Source organism: Amycolatopsis sp. NPDC001319, assembly GCF_042896185.1.
Lineage (GTDB): Bacteria > Actinomycetota > Actinomycetes > Mycobacteriales > Pseudonocardiaceae > Amycolatopsis.
On the sequence record NZ_JBIAWY010000016.1, the window covers coordinates 143,339 to 163,931 of the forward strand.

A 20,593-nucleotide genomic window follows, 5' to 3' on the forward strand; every position below is an offset into this window, starting at 1 on the left:
CGTCGTCGCCGTTTAGTCGCAGGTACATTGGCCCGGAAAAATCTCTCTCGCTGGCGGCAGCGTTCCACCGTCGGGCGTGGCAACTTGACCGTTAACGATCATCTCGTGAGTGACCGCAAGGCCAGGATCACTCGGCGAACCACCGAAGATCGCGGCACCACTCGCACCTCGGGGACCATCCGGCCCGTAACTAGTCACGATCTGTCCCGCTCTACTCCCTGGACCGTTTGTAATGACGACATTACCACCCTGTCTGAAAACGTATCGCCCTCCGCTTCCCGTGGAGTGATACACCCCGTCGGGATTCGCCATGATGTCGAGTTCCAGGTCGTCTGACAGCCGCCCGTGATAGTTGCCCGCTTCCCTACGCGATCCGGCCGCCGCACGGTCCATCGTCCGTGCAGCAAGATTCTCGACTCTTCCACCGCAGTTGTGGACAAGAACCGCCGCGGGGCCAGCCAGTACATAGTAGGTGTGGAGGTTGTCGACGGTGAGGTCGAAGGTGACCTCGGTCGAGTGGTAAGGCGTGACCTCGGTGACGACTGCGCTGCTGCCGTCGGCGGTTTGGAGCTCGTCACCGACGTGCAGGTCCACGGCTTCAACGAACGCGGAGCGCGTGACGTCGTAGAACGGATGGTGATACGTCGTCGTGACCACCGCTGGCGCGTCGGAAACCGGTTCGGCAACAGCCGGAACACTCCCACCCGCAGCAACACCGACCGCCAACGCGAGCGCGGCCGCGACTCGACCGGCTGCCGCGCGCACACGACCACGCTTCACCTTCAGATTCACGAAGTCGTGGTCGGTCTGCGTCACGATGACTCGATCGACCCGATGCGTCTCCAGCTCCGGTTTGCCGGGCTGGGAGTTCGCGACCTTGTCCCCGACCTTCACCGACGCGATCGACTTACGCGAACCGTCCGCCATCAACACCTTGGTGTCGCCCACAAAACTGTGCGGGATCGGACAGGCGTCGTCCTCCGACCGCGCACGGCCACGGGCACTGCGCAGACCACCTAGTGCGCCGAATGCCGCACCCCCGGCACCACCGGCCAAAGCCCCCGCGCCGGCCGCCCTGAGTCCCCCACCGAGGGAACAGCTGCCCGAGCAGTGCAGGGCGTAGTCGAGCCCACCGGTGACACCACCCGAACCCGCGCCCGAGAGGCCCCCGACCAGGCCTTGCGTGGCTGCCTCCGGCAGCACCCCGTCCAGCGCGTCCGCGATGAGGCGGCCACCCAACGACCCGGCGATACCGGCGCCGAGCGCACCACCGATGGCGCCGAGGCCGACGGCCTCGACCGCGCCGAGCACGGAGCAGTTGCCCTGGCTGTGACAGTCCAGGCCGTAGGACACCGCGCCACCGATCGCACCGCCGAGGGCCGCGCAGCCGACCGCGCCGATGCCGAGCGTGGCCGCGGTGCAGGCCGCCCCCACGACAACGCCGGCAACGACACCGGCGATCGTCGAAGCGTGGTCCTTCACGAACGACCCCACGTGCGACGCCGCCGACGCGAGGGCATGCACCGTCGACACCGCCGCCTTGGCCACGGTATGGGCGACGCTCTTCGCGGCCGACGCGACGGCGTGGTTGACGGCCGCCGCGGCGTGCACGACCGCGTGAGCCGCGGATTTCACGACTTTCGCGACCGCGTGATAGGCGGTTTTCACCACGTGCACGGCTGCGTGGTACACCTTTTTCACCACGCGCACGGCCGCGTGGTACACCGTTTTCACTGTGCGCACGGCGGCGTGGTAGACGTCGGCGACCTTGTGCACCACTGCCTGCACCGCGTGCACCACCGGCTTGACCACATAGGTCTGAACGAAGTGCACGACAGGCTGGACCACGTAGTGGTTCACCGCGTTCCACGCGTCGCCCACCCAGTCGAACAGGCCGTGGCCGGACGGGTCGGTGCCGGTCATCGGGTTGTCGTCGACGTAGGCGAACTTGTTCGCCTCCATCGGGTTCGGCACCGGGTTGTTGGAGACGGTGTCGCGGTTCATGAACTGTCCGACGGCCGGGTTGTACCAGCGCGCGGCCATGTTCACGGTGCCGGCCGAGGGCTCCGTCCACCCGGACTGGTATCCCAGGTGCCCCTTTGGGTTCTGGCTGGCGAGGACGTTGCCGAACGGGTCGTAGGTGCTCGACCCGGCCAGGGTGGTTCCGGTGTCGGTGAAGGCGCCGACGACGTCGGTGTGCTGGTCGACGAAGGCGAACAGGCCGGCCCCGCCGGTGTTGATGCCGACCAGGTCGCCGCCGGGGTCGCGGCTGTAGGTCGACGTGCCGTCCGAGGCGAGGGTGTTGCCGGTGCCGGAGAATGCGAACGTCGTGGTCGCGCCGGTCGCGGTGGTGGTGTCGTTCAGGTTGCGGCCGAGGGCTTCGTAGCCGAGTTGCTGGGTGCCCTGGACGATCATCTGCCCGAACGCGTCCGAGGTCGTGACCCACGAATCGGTGGCCGAGGCCCGTTCGCGCAGGGTGCCGCGAGCGCTGTAGGTGTAGGTGTTCACCCCGTCCGACGTGAGCTGGTTGCGCGCGTCGTAGGTGTAGGTGGACGAGCCGACCTGGGTGCGGTTGCCGGACGCGTCGTAGCCGTAGTTCGTCGTGGTGGTGCCGTTGTTCCAGGACGCCAGCCGATTCGCCAGGTCGTAGGTGTAGGTGTTCGCGGCCGAGCCCGCGAACCCGGACGTCGCCTTCGACGTCAGGTTGCTGTCTGCGTCGTAGCCGTAGGTGATCGACGCGATCGACGCGCCGCCCGCGGTCTTGAGGGTGTCACCGGTCAGCCGGTGCAGGGCGTCGTAGCTGTAGGTGCGCGCATTTCCGGTGCCGTAGGTGATCCCGCTGACCTGGTTGAGGGTGTTGTAGGTCAGGGTCTGGGCCTTGCCGGTGGCCGAGTCGGTGATCGTGGACAGCCGGTCGGCGGTGTCGTAGCCGTAGGTGCTGGTCCCGGACGCGTCGGTGCGTGAGGTCATGAGGCCGTCGCGGTCGTAGCCGAACGACGAGGACCCGGCGCTGCCGGCGGCGGTGAGCAGTTCGTTGCGGTCGTTGTAGGTGAAGGTCTCGTTCGTGGCTGCCTGGTGGTCCGGGTTACCGGCGGTGCCGGCTTCGGCGGTCGAGGCCGAGGTCATGCGCCCGGCGGGGTCGTAGCCGAAAGTCCGGCTGCCGCTGGCGGCGTCGGCTCCGGCGCCGGTCTGGGTCGTCAGGTTGCCGTCGACGTCGTAGCCGGCCGACACCGTCACGCCGCCGGGCTGGGTCTGGGTGACCGCTTGGCCGGCCGCGTCGTAGACCGTGGTGAAGGTGCGATCGGAGTCGGCGGTGTAGGCCGCGGTCGCGGGCTCGATCACTGATTCCGGCAGATTCCACGAGTTATATGTCGTGGTCGTCGCGTTGCCCCGACCGTCGGTGAAGCGGGTCCGGTTGCCTGCGGCGTCGTAGCCGAAGGACGTGGTGATCGAGGACGTCGCCGAGATCGGCTGGATCTCGCTCGTCAGCTGCCCGGCCGCGTCGTAGGTGAAGGTTTGTGCGGTGCCGCGCGCGTCCACACTGGACGCCAGGCGCCCGTCGGCGTCGTAGGTCGCCGAGCTCTGGGTGAGCACGGTGCCGGAGGCGTCCTTGTTCGTGACGGTGAGCGGGCGGCTCGCGGGGTCATAGGTGGTGGTCGTGGACGTGCCGTCGGCCAGTGTCGTCGTCGACCTGTCGCCGAGGTAGGTGTAGGCGTAGGTCGTGGAATGGCCGGCCGCGTCGGTGACCGACGTGGTTTCGCCGAGACCGTTGTAGCTGTAGGACGTGGCCGCGCCGTCGGCGGTGGTCGTCGAGGCCAGCTGAGCACCGCCGGGGTTGGCCAACGAGGATGCGTAGGAGTTGGTCGAGGTCGAGGTGACCGCGGAGGGGTAGCGCTCGAAGGTGGTCGAGGTCAGTGGCCGCGACAGGAAGTCGTAGGTCGCTTCCTGCCGGGCGGCGTTCGGGTCGGTGCTCGAGAGCCGGTCGCCGTTGGTGTCGTAGGTGTAGGTCGTCTTGGCGCCAGAGGGTTTGGTGACCTGTGCGACGTTGCCGAGCTGGTCGTACAGGTAGCTCGTGACGTGCTGCAGCGGATCGGTCTCGGAGGTGAGCTGGCCGATCTTGTCGTAGGCGCGCACGGTGGTGGCGCTGATCGGTGTGCCCGTGCCGGGCTGGGTGTAGTCGGGCCGGGTGACGGACACGGCCTGGCCGATCGCGTCGTACACGGTGGTGATCTGGTTGCCATCGGGGTCGACGGCCTCGACCGGTTCTCCGAAGGTGTTGTACCCGGCGGTGCTGACCGGGTGCACCGGAGAGGCCTGTCCCCCACCGGATTCGGCGTTCACCGTCGGCGCGGTGGTGACCGCGGCCTGGCCGGCTTCGTCATAGGCGTAGGTGGTCGTGTTGCCGTTGGGATCGGTCATCGACGTGGGCAGGCCTCGCTGGTCGACCGACCACGTCGTGGTCTCCGCCGCGGAGGACGCGACCGTGCCGCCGCTGCGGCCGCCGTTGTACACACCGGCAACCTCGGCCGCCGACAACGCCCGGGAGTAGGCCTGGACGCTCGAGACGGAACCGTTGGTGTAGTTGCCGTTCGCGCCGCCGTACCAGCCGTGCCCGATCACGAGCGGGCCGTTCGACGCCATCGGGGTCGGATCCGTCGCAGTGCCCGCCACGGCTCCGTTGACGTAGAGCGTCATCGCGCCGGTGGACGACTCGTAGACGCCGACCAGATGGGTCCACACGCCGGCCTGCGCGGCGGTCGCGGATTGTGCCCGGTACAGCGGTGCGTTCGCCGCGTCGCTGCCGAAGCGGGAGAACGACCACTTGTGCGTTCCCGGGTCGTACTCCAGGTAGAGCCCGCTCATCACGGACGCCTTCTGCACCACGAAGGTCTGGAACGAGGCGGTCAGCGCGGTCGGCTTGACCCAAGCGGACACGGTGAAGTTCGAGGCGGTGTTCAGCACCGGGCCGTTGGTGGCGATCTCGGAGTTGGACCCGTTGAACGTGGCCGCCGAATCGGCCCACGCCACGTTCGTCGCCGCAGCGGTGTTGCCGGTACCGGACGAGTCGGTGACGCCGGCGCCCGAGGTCTGGTCCAGTTTCCACCAGCCGACCGGGTGGCCGGCGCCATCGGCCGACAACGAGCGTGAGGTCAGCACCCCCATCGGGTCGTAGCCGGTGGTGACGGTGCGGCTCGCGCCGGAAGGATCGGACTGTGTGCTCGTGGCGACCTGATCGTCGGGCGTGTAGGACACGGTTGTCGTGCGCGCGGCGCCGTTGGGATCGTCGACGGTTTTCGTCACGCGCCCGGCGGCGTCGACGGTCGTCGCTGACGTGCTCGCGCCGTTCGCCGACACCGTGGTGAGCGGGTTACCCGCGGCGTCGTAGGTGTTGGCCTGTTCGACGAACGAGGCGCTGCCGGTCGGATCGGTGCGGGTCACACTGGCAGTGAGGCCGTTGTCGGTGTAGGCGTACTTGGTGATGTTGCCCATCGAGTCCGTTTCGGACGCGAGGCGTCCGGCCGGGTCGTAGGCGTTCGACTTGAGCGTGAGGAACGTCGCCGGTTGCGGGTCGGCCGGGTTGCCGGTGTACCAGACGCCCTGGCTCAGCAGCCGGCCTTCGGGGTCGAAGGACCAGTCGGTCTCGGTGCCGTTGGCGTCGGTCTCGCTCTTCTTGTTGCCGTAGATGTCGTAGGAGAACGACGTCGTGTTGCCCTTGCCGTCCGTTGTGGACTCGAGCTGGTCCTTGTCGTTGAACGCCGACGTCGTCGTCCGGGAGGAGTCACCGCCGGTCGCATCCGAGACTGTCTGTGAGGTGACGTTGCCGTTGGGGTCGTACTCGCTCGTGGTGACGGCCGTGTGCACGGCGCCGGTGACGCGGTCCGTGACCGGCGGATCGGTCTCCGAGACGACCTGGTCGTTGCCGTCATAGATGTAGGACGTCACGAGGCCGGCCGGGTAGCTGTCCGACACAGTGGTCTTCGTGAGGACGCGGCCGAGCGGGTCGTAGGTGAACCTGGTCAGCAGTCCGTCGGCGTTGGTGGTGGACGCGACGTCACCGTTGTGGGCGTACGCGATCGTGTTGGTCGCGCCGCCCGGAGACGTCGTCTTCACTGGCAGGCCGGCAGGGAGGTTTCCGCTGTCGGCCGCAGGGAACGACGCGGTGCCGTCGCTGTAGCTGATGGTGGTTGTGCGTCCGGAGGCGAAGCCGGGCACCGGCGGTGTCGTCACCGAGGTGCGGTTCCCGGCGGTGTCGTAGCCGAAGGTGGTCAAGTAGGTCGGATCGGTGGCGCTCGACGACCTGCCGTCGCGGGAGGTCACCATCAGGTCGTTGCGCGGGTCCGCGGTGGTCAGCTGCGCCGAGGTGTCGTCCGGAAAATAGGTGTAGAAGGACGTCGAACAGGTGTTGGCGGCCTGGTTCTGGCACGTGGTCTGCGAGACCGTGTTGCCGCGGACGTCGTGTCCGGTGGTCGTGACGTTGCCGTTGGGATCGGTGATGGTGTGCAGGAAGCCGGACGTGTCGTAGCCGTAGGTGGTGCGGTGGCCGGCGGTGTCGGTCTCGGCGACCTTGTGGTTGGCGGCACCGGGGTCGTACTGCTCGGTCGAGGTCTTGCCACCCGGGTCGGTGATCGTCGCGGTCGAGATCGGCGCCAGGCCCTGTGAGTTGCCGGCGGCGAGGAAGTGCTGCGCGACCTGTGCCGCGGACAGCGCGGACCGGTAGTAGGCGACCTCCCCGATCGACCCGGAGAAGTAGTTCCAGACAGTTCCGGTGGGTGCGGCCGGCCAGCCGTTGCTGTTGAAAACACCGGCACCGACGAAGTTCAGCGGATCGAGGTTGCCGATCTGCCCGCTTTCCGTGCCGACCTGCAGCCCGTCGAGGTAGAGGACCTGGCTGGCGCCGGCGCCGGAGAGCACGACGTGGTGCCATTTGCCGTCGTTGACCTTGCCCGGCGAGGCCATCCCCGTGACTGTCGTGTCCCAGAAGTGACCGTGCAGTTTGCCGTCGGTGCCCACGTAGAGCACGGGCATCGCGCCCCCGGCCGGGTTGGGCGCGCCGAGGGGTGACCCACCGGTCGAGAAGAGCGCGCCGGCCGCGGTCGAGGTGGTGGAGAACCACAGCTCGACCGACCCGGTGTTCGCGGCGCTGACCATGTGGTCGGGCAGCGTCACGCCGGAGCTCGTGCCGTTGAAGCTCGCCGCGGTGGTGTCAGTGAACGCCCCCTTCACTCCGAGTGTCACCGGGCCGTAGGTAGAGGGCCGGTAGTTGACCTCACTCGCCGGCTGGGTGGCGCCGGGCGCATCGGCGAACCGCTGGTAGAGCTGGGGTTGCGCGCCGAGGACCGCGGCGCGGTAAACCTGGCTCGACCCGGTCACGGTCAGCGGCGCGTAGGTCCACGTGCCCCCGTTCTCGTCGCCGAGCTGGGTGACCGCGGCCGACACCGGGTCGTAGGTGACGGTGGTGTGCCGGGACCCGCTCGGCCGGGTGATGGACGACAGCAGGCTCGCTGCCTGCCGCCCGGCCTGGTACAGCGGCATTTCCGACACGCCGGGCACCGACTTGTCCCAGATCCCGACGTCGGCGATCTGCCCGTTGAAGAAAGAGGCTGTGCCGACCGCGCCGGCGTGGTTCTCGTCCGGCCAGGCGCCACCCAGGAAACCGGCACCGATGTAGCGGTTCATCGTCCCGATCGGCAGGACCGCGCCGATCGACGAACCGACGAACTGGCCGTCGAGGTACATGCCCTGGCTCGTCGACGAGTGGGTGAACACGACGTGGTGCCACCCGCCGTCGTTGACCGGGCTCGGCGTGGTGATCGTCTTGCTCGTGTCGCCGGTCCAGTACTCGCCGATCAGCTTCCCGTCGTTTCCGACGTAGAGCGCGGGCACGTAGTGAGCGCCGGGACTGGTGCCTTCGGTGATCGGCAGGTTGCTGTAGGAGAAGAGGACTCCGTTGGTGGCGGAGGTCTTGAACCACATCGACACCGACATGGTGTTCGGCGCCGACGCGTCGCCACGTGGGAGCTGCAGGGAGGACGAGGTTCCGTTGAACCCGGCCGACGTGGCCGTCGACCCGGCGAGCGGCCCGGGCTGCCCGAGCGTCACACCGGAGTAGGTCCCCGCGTCCACCCCCTCGTTCGCCAGCACCGCGCTGGCCGCTTTCGTCCCGGAGGCCTCGGCCAACGGCCAGAACGAGTGCGGGCCCAGATCGAGCGCCTCGGTCTGGTACTGCGATCCCGAGGCGTAGGTGTACTGGGTACAGCCGTCGGTCGGTCCCGCGGTGGCCGGTGGGCAGACGCTGGTCAGCTGGTCGCCGGAATAGTGGTAGGTCCAGGTCTGCGGCGCGCCCGGGGTGACGTCGTCGGTCGCGACAGACGCGACGTGGGGCGCCGTGGCGCCCGGAGGAGTCACCCAGGCGAGGTGCAGAGAGCGCCCGGAGACCGCGGACGTCATCGCACTGACCTGACCGGCGGTGACCGTCATGTTCACCGCCCGGCCGTTCGCGTCCGCAATGGACGAAAGCCGGTAAACGCCGGACCCCAGCGACTGCGTGAAGGTGTAGACCGTGTCGTTCTTGTCGGTCAGGGAGTAGCCGCCGGTGATCGCCTTGAAGGTGGCGTACCGACCCAGCGGTGGGGAAAAGCTGCCGTCGACGTTCTTGCCGTAACCGACCTCCGACCCGTCCGGGTACGTCACGAGGACGCTTTCGACCGCGCCCGACCCGTCGAACGAATACTGCTCGGCCGCACGCGCGTCGAACACGCTCGACCACCCGGCGCCGAACGCGCCGCTCGAGCGCGGGTCACGTGAGTTGTAGTCCCGCACGACCGAGAGCGCCGGGCCTACCGTCCGCACCTCGACGTCGGTCGCGCTGGTCGTGTAGTTACCGATGCTCGGTTCGACGCCGTGCACATCGCTGTTCTGCGACAACGACGACGTGATCAGCGGCTGCGGAACCTGAACGGTGAGCGGGTTCCACGGCGGGTCGGCGGAGTACGAGGCACCGTCGTAGGTCTGCACGGCCCAGTAGTAGGTCTGGCCGTACTTCAGCTTTCCCGCAGGCACCCGCCACGTGCCCTCGGTGGTCAGACCCGAATCGGCGATCGTCGCACCGGCGGAGTCGGCGATCTGATAGCGGTACTTCAGCGGTGTCGTGGGCCCGTTGTCGATGTCGTGCCCGGTGGCGAAAAGGAACGGCACGAGACTCGGCGTCACGCCACTCGCACCGGGCGAAACCGAGTCCACGACCGGCGGCACGTTCAACGTCGTCGTCAGCGACAACACCGGCTGATAGCCGCTGTTCATCAGCCAGGAGTCGAACTGCTTCCAGTGCAAGGCATCGTTGGTCGCCGCGTACACGGCGAGCCCGTTGTCCGCGATCGAGCCGTTCGCCCAGCCGTTGAAGGTCGCCGTCGACAGCGGAACGCTCACCCAGTCGCCCACGGTCCGATCAGCCCCGCGGTTCGCGCAGGCGTTCGGAACCGTAGGCGTGACGTTGCCGATGCTCGCCCCGAACGTCGGCCCCGGATACGTCGTGACCGTCGAGGGGGTCCAGGACTGCGTCACCGGCGCGACATCGAATCGCTCGGCGGTGCACGTCGATGCCCACGAGTCGAACAACTTCAGCGTGGCCGAGTTGACCTGCACCTGCGAGCCGTCGATGTCCTTCGGGAACTTCAGGAACGAGTTCGCCGAATCCGGTCCCGAGTTGAAGGAGCCGATCTTGATCGTCTTCTCGTTGGAATGGTCGCCGTCCGCGCCCTTCTCGGCATAGGTCGAACTCGGCGTGTCGTTGAAGGTCGGGTCCACGGTGACCGGGAACACCCGTGCCGGGTCGGCCAGCCACTGCGAGTCCAGGGTCACCCGCAGAGCCGGCCCGCCGTCCGCGGTGATCAGCTCGTAGCGCACCCCGTAGGTCGTCGCCGGCACCCCGGAGACCGGGTCAACCTTCGAGTCGAACGCGTACCCACGCGGCACGGTCTGGCGGACCACGCCGGCCCCGTCAAGCAGGCTGACCGACCCGTCCGGCTCCAGCCGCGGGCTGAGGCCGGTGAGCGACAACGGGAACACTCACGAGTTCGGCGCCGCCGCGGAACGCAGCACCACCGATTCCTTCACCCCGGCCGCCGTGGGTTCCAGCGTCAGGTCGGTATCTGCCAGGACGCCCGGGTAGAGCACGTCGTGCGCACGGGATTGGGCCACGACCGACCGCGCCCCGCTCAGGCCGTAGGCCAGGGAGTGCCCGCTGTCGATCCGCAGGGTCGCGAGCGCCGGGTCGTCCGCCGAACCTCCGAAATCGACTCCCAGCGAGTTCGCCGACTCGTGCCACCGACCGTCTGTTCCCTTGTGCACAGAGGTGTCGATCGGACGCCAACCCCCCGTGCTGTCCCGGAAGTTGACCGGGCCACGGGTGTAGTCGCGGGTCACCGAGCCGTCGGCGTTCGTGAAGTAGTTCATCGTCGCCGACGACTTGACCGCGTCCCGCTTGCTCGTCGCGGCGTCGAAACCTGTCGACACCACACCACCAGGCCCGGGAGTTACTTTCCGGCCACTCGGTGCGGCAGCGGGAAGTTCACCAATCCCGGCTCCCCGTGCTCGGCCGGCCCCGCCGGGCGCTCGAGTATCCGATGTGGACGCAAATGCGGCGCACCTGCCGCGGTCCCGGACGCCTGCTGCGGCGTCGCCCCCCACGTCGGCGAACCCGAGAACAGCGAACTGAGCCAGGAACCCAACTGTGACAACGGAAGATGTCCCGGCGCCAGTTCGGCGGCCGTGGCCGAACCCGTACACAAAGACAGGCCCAGCGCCAGCAAAATGACAGCAGCAACCACCCGCGCAGAACGGCGACGCACCCGCGGCCTCCCTCGAAGTCCATCCCCGAATCAGCTGCGAAATCTGACCACAGCAACGGGTTCAAGAAAAAGACTCCGAAGCGCCTAATCCGAGCGACGTAAAACACACCGGACAACCGCTGAATCGTGACAGCTTCCCGGAAAAACCGTCATGTCAGCCAAAACCGACATCTCGCGCAGCCTCGACGACAGCCTTGGCAACCGCGTCACGACCACCATCTGCTTTGACCACAACAAGATCGCGAGCTGCGGTCCCTCCGACGGCCACGAACCGCACCTGCGGATGACCACTGGCCTGCTGGGCGGCAACCGCGTTCGCAGTCGACCCGGTTGTGACGATCACGTTGCATCGCCGCTGCAACAACGAGTTCAAATACGGGAGATAGGCCGCCTCCGACTTCGCGCCGGCCGCAGCGAGATATGACACCTTCGCCTTCGTCGCGGCCGACGCGTCCTGCATCCCGTCCCAGACTTGGCCGACCCCCGGCTCCGCCAAACCCTGCGGCCCTGTAAGCAAACACATCGCAAAATCCGCATACACCCGCGCACGCGGTGGGGGCAGGTCGTCCCCCTTGCCCGCGGGCCAGAACACGACCGCCGCAAACACTCCGACGACCACCACTGCGGCTGCCACCCACCATCGCCGTCGCATCCCCGCCACCTTTCGTTGTCACGCCTCAAGTCCGCCACTCGGGTTGAGCCGCGGATCGAGCGCAGAGCGTAGACGAACCCCCAAGGCCTTTGCCTCGGCCGACCGGACCGATGAGTGGGCCCGGACGCGCCCGGCACGTGTCGGGTGCCGTCGATGACCGCGATTCCGGTACCCGCGCTCAACGCCACGCACGGCGCCAGACCACCCGGCCAGAGTCGAAACTGCGAGCAGGAGCGAGCGGACCGTAAGCACCGCGTCGGCCCCGGCGTTGTGCCAGCGTGAGTTCCGGACGCATCCGTCATCGTCGAGGCTGCCTCAACGTCCTCAATCGGCAAGCTCGCCATGCGGACCCAGCAAATATCGGGACTGGTGTAGAGCGTCGCCGCATAGGGCGTTATACAGATCTCGAAAACGCGTCGCGACTGCGCTGATCGGATGAACGGCTCGGAGCGCGCCGTCATGACACAACGGCCGCGACATCCGTCCAGCGTGATACCACCGCACCCGCCCCCGCGTCGCGTGGCCGCACCACCTGCTGGCCCGGTCGACCTGCTGGCGCAGTGGATGAACGGCAAGAAACCGGCAACCACCGCTGCCCGCCCCGACCCACGGCAGTGGCTTGCAGTTCGCTTTCTACGGCCGTACCTCGACCACCCGCCATCAAGATCGCGTGTCATCACAGGGGTGGCAGCGCGACATGGCCGACCACCTCGTCGCCAGCCACGGTCAGATCATCGCTGCCTACTTCGACACCGGCACGTCACGCCGCATCCCATGGCGGCAACGACCCCAGGCTGCCCGGCTCGTGGCCGCGGCCTCCAGCCCGGAGTCCGCGATCTATGCGATCGTGGTCGGCGAGTACGAAGGCGCCTTCACCGGCACCCAGTTCGCCACCCTGTACACCTGGTGCACCCGGCACGGCATTCAGCTCTGGCTGCCCGAAACCGGGGGCCCCGTCGGTCTCGCCAACCGCGACCACCGGGCACTGCTGTCGCTACTAGCCACCCAGTCTCAGCGCGAAGTGCTCCGCGCTCGCCACCGAGTGTTGGCGGCGATGCACAACCAGGCCACCCAGCAAGGCCGCTACCTCGGCGGACGACCACCGTACGGCTACCGGCTCGTCGATGCGGGCCCGCACCCCAACCCCGCGCACGCCCGCTGGGGCCGACGGCTACAGCGACTGGCTCCCGACCCGCGAACCGCGCCACACGTGGCGTGGATGTTCCAGCAGCGCCTGGCCGGCCACAGCGTCGCCAGCATCGCGCGACACCTCAACGAGCGCGGTGTCCCCTGCCCATCCAGTGCCGACCCTGACCGCAACCGGCACCGAACCCGCAACGCCTGGACGCTGCGCACCGTAGCCGTGATCCTCGCGAACCCGCGCTACACCGGCCGAGAAGCCTGGAATCGCCGCGCCACCGACACCCGCGGCCCAGCGTCAATGCCGGCGTTGTCGGCGAAGGTTGCGCATCCAGTCCTCGTCACGGAGCAAGACTTCCTCGCCGCCCAGCAGATCCGAGCGGCTCGACCGTCCAGTGACGATCAAACTCACCGGTTCGCCCTGGCCGGCCTGATCCACTGCGGTGTCTGCGACCGACGACTGGACTCGCACTGGAACCACGGGCGCCCGACCTACCGATGCCGCCATGGCCACACCAGCACCCAACGCGCAGGCCAACCGCGGCCGAGAGCCCTCTACATCCGCGAGGACCATCTCGTCGACGAAATCAACACTCGGCTCGGAGATCAAAGAGATGGCGACTACAGGAGATCGATTCGACCTAGGCCAAGACCGCGCCAGCCACAAGATCGCGCTCCGAGATCCGTGGGGTAATACTGTGTCCGAGACGATCTTGCACGCTAACCACACGTCTACAGCTGCAGGGATGACTCCCCGACGCGGTTAGTTCTGTCGGACCTTGCTGAGAGAATCTTCGTGTGTACCGGCACCTGGATCCCGGCCCCGCACCGCCGGCGTCATCAGCAGCCACTTCTACCGTGATGGCGCCGAACCAGAAGATCGGGCACCCGCCCGGAGGTCGCAGTCCGGCGTGCGCAACACCGCCGGGGTCTTCGATTCGTCGTCGATCAGCCGGTACCGGGCGGGAATCGGCGAAGGCGGGTCGATGTGCTCCTGCGAGGCACTCGCATCGCGGTCATCCTTTGTCGAAGCCCTGCGGACGAGGTGAACCCAAGGTCGAATACCACCGACGGTCCCCATCTGAGCACGGCAGGAAGAACGGAGACATAACGGAGCCCAGAACGACCATTAGCAACCGCAAACCTGATCTCAAAAGCGAGATAACCGCAGGTAGAAGCCCTACAATCGCCGCCCGACTCAAGATCACCAGAGGTGAACCCGCTTTTAATCCCTGGGTCCAGGGTTCGAGCCCCTGGCGGCCCACTTACTCGACATGCCTGCCGACCAGCGGGGGTGTCCTCCTTTGTGGACCGTACGACTGGCTGGCCGATCATGGATGTGCTCCCGGTGGGCTCATCGAGCGCCCCGAGTCACCTGCGCCACACCATGATCAACCAACACCCCAACCGACCCACGCCGGGTTGCGAGACATCCCTTAGTTCAACCAGCCGAAGAGCCACCCACAGGCTCGCTCCACCTCTCCACGGGAGTACCCGGTACGAAGGAAAAGCTCGCGCTCGCTGAAGGCCTCGAAAACCGTTTCCACTAGCACCCCCCAGGATCGGAGCAATCCACGGTCCACGAACGCATTGATTTCCTTATGCGACTCCAGCGGACTAACAGACGAAGAAATTCCAGGGCCGCCCTCTTCGACAGCCGATTCCGGAGCCCCTATCAGCAAATTGACGATGGTGGCACCGCCAAGACTTCTGTTAATCTCCCGCGCAGCCCACACTGCGGAAGTTACGTCGCCAACTCGTTCCGCCAGCTTCCTATGCAGCCGGTCGGGGAGGTTCGGTGCTTCTTTCAAGGTCTGGAATAACGCCTTGAACTGATCGGACGTGATGCGCAGAGACTCGGGAGAGGGACGAGTTTCAGCATCGCTGCCATCATTTGAGATCATCGAAGTACGTCTTTCCTTCCTTAGGAGTGAAGACTGTGCCGGCGTCCCCATCCTCGATCACCACCGCAGCCTTATCCGGGTCCCAATAGCCGACGCGCCCGTGCCTAAGGTACCTGATCTCCAGATTGGGAACCTGCTGGTTGACAACGCCATCTACATAGTAGTTGAGCACCTTCGGATCGACTCCGCGAACGAAGTGCGTCCCGTTCCCGTCAGGGCGCAGCGCTTCTCCATTTGCATGATCGGCGATGTTCTGCGAAATTTCATCAACGTCGCAATTGTGGACGAGTACCGGTGTGGCGCCGGCGAGTACATAGTAGGTGTGGGTGGTGTCGATGGTGAGGTTGTAGGTGCGGAAGCTGCTGGAGTAGCGGTGGAGGGTTTGGATGGCGGCGTGGCCGTTGCCGGGTGTGTCGAGCAGGTCGCCAGGCTTGAGGTTGGTGGTGTCGGTCCAGTTGTGGGTGGTGACGTCGTACCACAGGTGGTGTGCGGTGGAGGTGATCTTCTTCGGGCCGGCTGGGGTGCTGATGGTGACGTCGGTGAAGTCGCGGTCGGTGTCGGTGATGTGCAGGGCGGTAACGGTGTGGATCTCGGTGTTGCTGTTGTCGGGCTGGGCGTTGCGGACCTTGTCGCCGACCTTGACGTCCTCGATCGGCCTTTTGGTGCCGTCTCCCATGAGAACGAGGGTCCCCGCAGCGAAGCTGTTACAGCCGCGGACGCTCGACAACCGCTGCTCCGCGGCCTCCACGGCTCGCAGGTCGGCCATTGCCTTGTCTCGGCGCCGGATCCACGAAATCGTGTCCTTGAACGCTGTGACTATCTTCTCGACGATCTTCCCGCCCTTGAGGATCTTGCCCCATGGCAGCGCGGTCAGCACCTCCCAGCCACAGGCAGCGAGGTTGAAGTCCTTGATGCAGTTGTCGACGATGCCCTTCACACCGATGATCTCCTGCAGGATGTCGCCGCCGACCTGGATGGCGATGTCGACCCAGCTGCGCTTGTCCGCGGCGGCCTTCTTCGCCTCCTCGTACTCGGCTTGGCTCAGGCCGGCGTCCTTGAGCGCCTGGTCGTGAGCCGACGTGTCCCCGCCCCCGCCGATGCCCCACGGCGGGTCGATCCAGATGCGGTAGACGAATACCTGCACGACCCAGTAGGTGACCGCGACCAGCATGAGCACGGGGAAGAACAATGAGGCCGCGACCAGCGCCCACAGCATGACGGTGACGGCTATCCGCTTCTGGACCGACACCGTCTTCCAGAACAGGCCGTTCGGGTCCGAGTTCGTGACCGGCGAGTTGTTCGCGTAGGCGTAGCCGTTGAGCTGCTGCGGGTCGTCGAGATCCATGACCGGGTCGGCGGAGATGAAGCGTCCGGTTTCGGGGTCGTACTCGCGTGCGCCGAGGTTCGTCAAGCCGCTCTCGTCCTTGGCGCCACCGACGAAGCCCTTGTCATCGGCCCACGATGACGGCTGATCGCCACGCGGATTACCGAACGGGTCCTGCCGACGGGACTTGGCCTCCAGCGTGCGAGCGTCGACGGTCATCGACGTCGTGCCCTGGTGATCGTCCATCAGCCAGGACAGACCGCCGGCGTTCTCGGATGTCCGCACGGCGACGTCGGCGCCGCCGTGGTCGTAGTACCGACGTGCGGTGAGCTCCTTGGTCGTGTTCTGGAGCACGAGCTCCATGCCATCGAGGTAGAGCGTGGTGATACCGGACTCGCGCTTGATCAGCCGCTCGCCGTCAGCGTCGTACACGTACTTCGAGATACGGCCGTCATGCTCGGTGACCTTCTCCAACCGCCCCTGAGCGTCCCAGTCGAGGGTCTGCGGATCGCCCGCGACATCCCGGCTGGTCGTATTACCCAGCACGTCGTAGCCGAAGGTGTCCTTTGCCGTGCCACGAGGCCCGTTCTCCGTGACCGACCGCAGGGTGTGCGGCTGCGAACCGTCAGGACCGCCGTAGGCGTAGGTGCGCGTCGTGTCGCCGGCCGCTGCGTGGTCGACCTCCGAGGTCCGGTTGCCGGCCTTGTCGTACTGGTATTCGTGCCAGTACGGAGCAGCGCCACCGAGCCCCGCAACGGAAGGCTGATCAGCGCAGTTCGCGCTGGCCGGCGTGAAAGCGCTGGTCATCCGCTTCAGGCTGTCGTAAGCGAAGCACTGGACGTCGGCCGGAGCACCGGGTGGAGTGTCGGCCAGCCGGGTGATGTTGCCGGCGGGGTCGTACTCGAACGAACGCTTCGCGAGGTAGGTACCGCTCTCGAGGTTGCGCTGCACGTCGACGCCGTTGAGCCGCCGTGTGCCCTCCTCGTAAAACATCGAGGTGTAGACCTTCTTCGAGCCCTCGCCCATGGTCAGGCGCAACGTCTCGCCGTACTTCGAGTACAGGTGTTCGGGAACGTAGGTCTCCGTGCCGAGTGTCTCGGTCGGCAACCCCAGTTCGTTGTACGAGTATGTGATGAACTCGGCGTCGAGTCCGCCCGCGGCTGGTTGCGTGCGGGAGATGACGTGGCCCGTGTTCGGGTCGTAGGCGGTTTTGAAGGTGTAGGTGCCGGTGAGTTTGCCTTCGCCCTCGGGCACCACCACCGACGTCTGCGTTGGCCGATTGGCGGCGTCGACGCTGACGATCTTCTTCGTGTAAGCCTTGTTGTCAGAGTAGCTCGTCGAGCTGTCCGTGAGGCCCGGTTTGATGTGGTCGTACGTCCAGTCCGCGACCTTCGCTTCGGTCGCGTCCGGGCCACTGCGCTCGAACTGCGCCGTGGTGCGGCCGAGCTTGTCGTACTCGGTTCGGACGATCATTCCCCGGGCGTCGGTCGTGGTCTCGAGCTGGTCGAGGGCTGTGTACGTGTACCGGGTGTCGCCGTGATCGGGGTCGTGGTCGGACACCTTGCGCCCGAGCTTGTCGTACTCGTAGGACCACCGTGCTCCATCCGGCCCGATTACGGCGGTCTGCAGGCCACGTACGTCGTACTCGTACTTGGTGCTGTCGTAGTCATCGGAGACGTCACGGCCGTGGTACTGCCGCTTTTCGGTTGCCTGGCCGTGTGCGTCGCGGAGGACCGTTGTCGTCGTCCCACCGACGGGTGGCACGGTCGTGACACGGTCCCCTTCGTAGGTGGAGGTCGTTCGCCATTTCTCGACCGCCAGCGACCGGAAGACGACTGCGGTTTCACGCGCGAGAGCGTCAAAAGTGGTCACAGTCTGGTTGGGCACGGCGTTGTCGAGGACCCCGAGCACGGACTTGCCCGGCGCGTCCGCGTTGTAGTAGGCACCGTTGACTTTCGCCTGCAAGCCCCGGGAATCGAAGAAGAAGTCGTTGACGATCCGTCCCCCGCCGACCGCCGGCAATTGCGTCTGGCGTTCCCGAAGGAGTCCGTCGTACAGCGTGTAGGACGTCGTGTACTTGCCGTTCTCCTGCAGCGACGAAGACGTGACCACCGTCGGTGCGTCAACGTGGTACTCGTACTCGTAGGTGCTCGTCGGCGGCTTGCCGTCCACCTTGGAGCGGCCGGGAGCCCAGCTGCGCACCACTCGCCCCAGAGCGTCGTAGTCCAGGTCCGCACGTAGGCCGCTGATGTCCACGTCGGACGTCGTGAGACCGTGCGCGGGATCCATCGTCGTGGTCGAGGTGAACCCCATCGGGTCCTTCTTCGCCACGGTGTGGAGCCCGAACTCCGGGCCGGGCGAGTAGGTCGTCGTGACCTTCTCGCTCTGGGAGTTGGTCACCTCGGTGGGCCGGCCGAACTCGTCGTAGGCAGTCCCTTGCGTGAGCTGCCATTCGCTGCCGGTCCAGCGCTCGGTCGCGGTGAGGTTGCCCTTCGACGGCGCCACGCCGGGGCCCGCACCGTCATAGCTCTGGCGGATCTCGCTGATCACGTCAGCCGGGCCACCCTCACCCGCCGAACACGGGAGAGAAATCGTCCGGACCGATGCCGGACGAGTCAGGATGTGCGCCGCGTCGTTCACGGCGTATTTCGTCCGCGCGCAGGTTTCGTCGCCTTGTACCGCAGTGTCGCCGAGGTCCTCAACTTGGATCACGTTGCCGTGGTCGTCGAAGGCGTTCGTGACCGTGGTCCGTCGCCACGAGCCGTCGCCCAGCAGCGTCCTGCCCCGGGTCGCGGCGATGTTGGTCATGAACGCCTGTTCGTCTCCCGCTGTCGCGGTCGGGCCGTACAACCACGGATCCTTCACCGAAGCGGAGACGAGTTTTTGCCCGTCATAGGACTGAGATTCCAGGCTGAAGCCCGCCAGAGCCTCAGCATCGGTGACCTTCCCACCTTCGGAGTCCTCGACGGTGACCGGCCGTTTTCCTCCGTTCGGGAGGCGGTCGCCGTCCATACCTCGCAGGAAGCGCTCGCCCGTGACGGATTGCGTCTGACCGGGTTCACCGACGGTCGTACGGACCTCTCCGTATCCCCGCCACTGCGACCAGGTCCGCTGCGCCATGTCGGAGAACTCGGCGTCGTCGAAGTGCCAAGCGGCCCCGCCGGGGTAGTCGTAGAACGTCTTCTTCAGGGCCGATCCACCCGTGCGATCGTCCTCCGTGACGGCCGTGACGACGTACTTGTGGAACCAGCCAAGCACCGCGTCGTACCCGAATTCCGGAAGCCACCAGCTGGGGAAGCACCGCATCGTGTTCGTCTCGGGGTTGGCCGGCATGGACTCACCTGAGACGCACTCGGGATCGGAGTACTTGACCTCGGTGATGCCGCCGGCCTCGTTCTGGACACGCTCGATGCGGTACCGGGTGATCGGAGGCAGCCCGTCACCGGGCGTGGTGACTCGGTTGGCCTTGGCCAGGCCGTGGAAGACCATCTCCGGCAACGCGATGCCGTCCTCGGGCTTGGTAGTGCCCGCGAGACCGGTGTGTCGGATGCCGGCGAGCCAGAGTGCCGGCGACAAGCCATCGCCGGTGTCGGGGAACTCGTGACGAAGCGTCCACTGATCCACGTCACGCCACTGCGCGGCACCGCTGACATCGTCGCTGCGCACCTGGGTGAGAACCTTCACCAGCCGCTTCCGGCTGAAGAACGCAGGCGACGTGCGGTTGTCACACGTCTGTCCCGCCGCACAGATCCGGTCGAACGGCACGTCCGGCCACGACTTCGCCGTGTCCTTGGTGAGCTGGTCCGGATTGCACGCGAACGTGCTCGTCGGCAGGCACCTTTCGGCGGTGTCGAACCACACCCGCGCCGGTGCCGGAGCGAACAGGGCACCCGCACGCAACCCGTACTCGATGCGGCGAACGCTGCCGTCGGCGACGTAGGACGTGCCCTTGGCCGGGTCCATGTCGCGGCCGTAGAAGTTGGTCTCGGTGTCGTAGTAGTAGGTGGTCGCGTTGCCGTTGGTGTCGAGTACGTAGTCGAGATTCCACCGGTACGCCTGCTGGCACCACGACTCGCCGAAGGTGCTCTTCGCACACGGCTCGCCGGTGTTGTTGCCGAACACCGGCACGGTAAACGCCGAGTTCGTCTCCGGCTTGCCGGCCACCCAACCAGGCAGCCGGTTCAGCCCCAGGAAGTACTGGGTGCCGTCGTTGCCGGTGACCTTCCAGTGCTCACCATCGTTGTCACCGTTCACCGCGCCGGTCAACCGCTCGATCTTCGAACCGTCGTCCTGTTTGGGTCGCCACACACCGGTCTTCTGGTCCTTGACCAGTTCCGACGACACGCCGTTGAGGTGCAGCACGGCGTTGTCGGTCGCCCAGCACAGATCACCGGTCTTGCGATCACCTTGGCTGCCACCGAGGTCCTCGGCGCACGCTTTGTAGCGACGTTCGATGAACCCGCCCGCGGACAGCTCCCAGCCGTCGCCCGGGGCGGCCGCTTGGTTGTTGGTCGCGCTGGTCCGGCCGTCGACCGTTCCGGAGGAGTACCCGAGCCCAACCTTCGGAGCCACGCCGACGGCAGGAGGCGGGACACGGAGGGGTACCGAGTATGTGAAGTCACCGCTCGAGCCACCCGCCGACCACGAGCCGGCTGGCGAGAGGCCAGTGGCTCCGAACGAACCTCCCGCGCCGGAAGGCGCGGCGATGGCCGCCAGCAGAGTGCGC

The 20,593-nt window shown here is 66.7% G+C and carries 5 protein-coding genes; 1 reads left to right on the forward strand and 4 read right to left on the reverse strand.

What is annotated here, in order from left to right; translation table 11 throughout:
- Positions 1–12 precede the first annotated feature (12 nt).
- The 3 genes from ACFY1H_RS42245 to ACFY1H_RS42255 all read right to left on the reverse strand — a co-directional run bounded on the left by ACFY1H_RS42245 (position 13) and on the right by ACFY1H_RS42255 (position 11,499).
- Positions 13–10,056, reverse strand: coding sequence for a LamG-like jellyroll fold domain-containing protein (locus ACFY1H_RS42245; protein WP_386955808.1), 10,044 nt, complete (start codon positions 10,054–10,056; stop codon positions 13–15).
- A 9-nt stretch (positions 10,057–10,065) separates the two neighbouring features.
- A complete protein-coding gene (locus tag ACFY1H_RS42250) occupies positions 10,066–10,512 on the reverse strand; it encodes a hypothetical protein (RefSeq protein WP_386955809.1) in 447 nt (148 codons plus the stop codon).
- A 489-nt stretch (positions 10,513–11,001) separates the two neighbouring features.
- The gene (locus ACFY1H_RS42255; RefSeq protein ID WP_386955810.1) at positions 11,002–11,499 is read right to left on the reverse strand and encodes a BMP family ABC transporter substrate-binding protein; all 498 of its coding nucleotides are present in this window, start codon (positions 11,497–11,499) and stop codon (positions 11,002–11,004) included.
- 697 nt (positions 11,500–12,196) lie between these two features.
- Here ACFY1H_RS42255 and ACFY1H_RS42260 point away from each other — a divergent pair.
- A complete protein-coding gene (locus ACFY1H_RS42260; RefSeq protein ID WP_386955811.1) occupies positions 12,197–13,333 on the forward strand; it encodes a recombinase family protein in 1,137 nt (378 codons plus the stop codon).
- A gap of 1,196 nt (positions 13,334–14,529) precedes the next feature.
- On the opposite strand, the gene ACFY1H_RS42265 is transcribed toward ACFY1H_RS42260, so the two are convergent.
- Positions 14,530–20,439 carry an RHS repeat-associated core domain-containing protein gene (locus ACFY1H_RS42265; protein ID WP_386955812.1) on the reverse strand — a complete coding sequence of 1,970 codons (5,910 nt, stop codon included), beginning with the start codon at positions 20,437–20,439 and terminating at the stop codon, positions 14,530–14,532.
- Positions 20,440–20,593 lie beyond the last annotated feature (154 nt).

Bases quoted from the DNA above. Each gene is read 5' to 3' on its own strand.
- ACFY1H_RS42255 (WP_386955810.1), bottom strand. From the start codon at position 11,499: ATGCGACGGCGATGGTGGGTGGCAGCCGCAGTGGTGGTCGTCGGAGTG.
- ACFY1H_RS42260 (WP_386955811.1), top strand. From the start codon at position 12,197: ATGGCCGACCACCTCGTCGCCAGCCACGGTCAGATCATCGCTGCCTAC.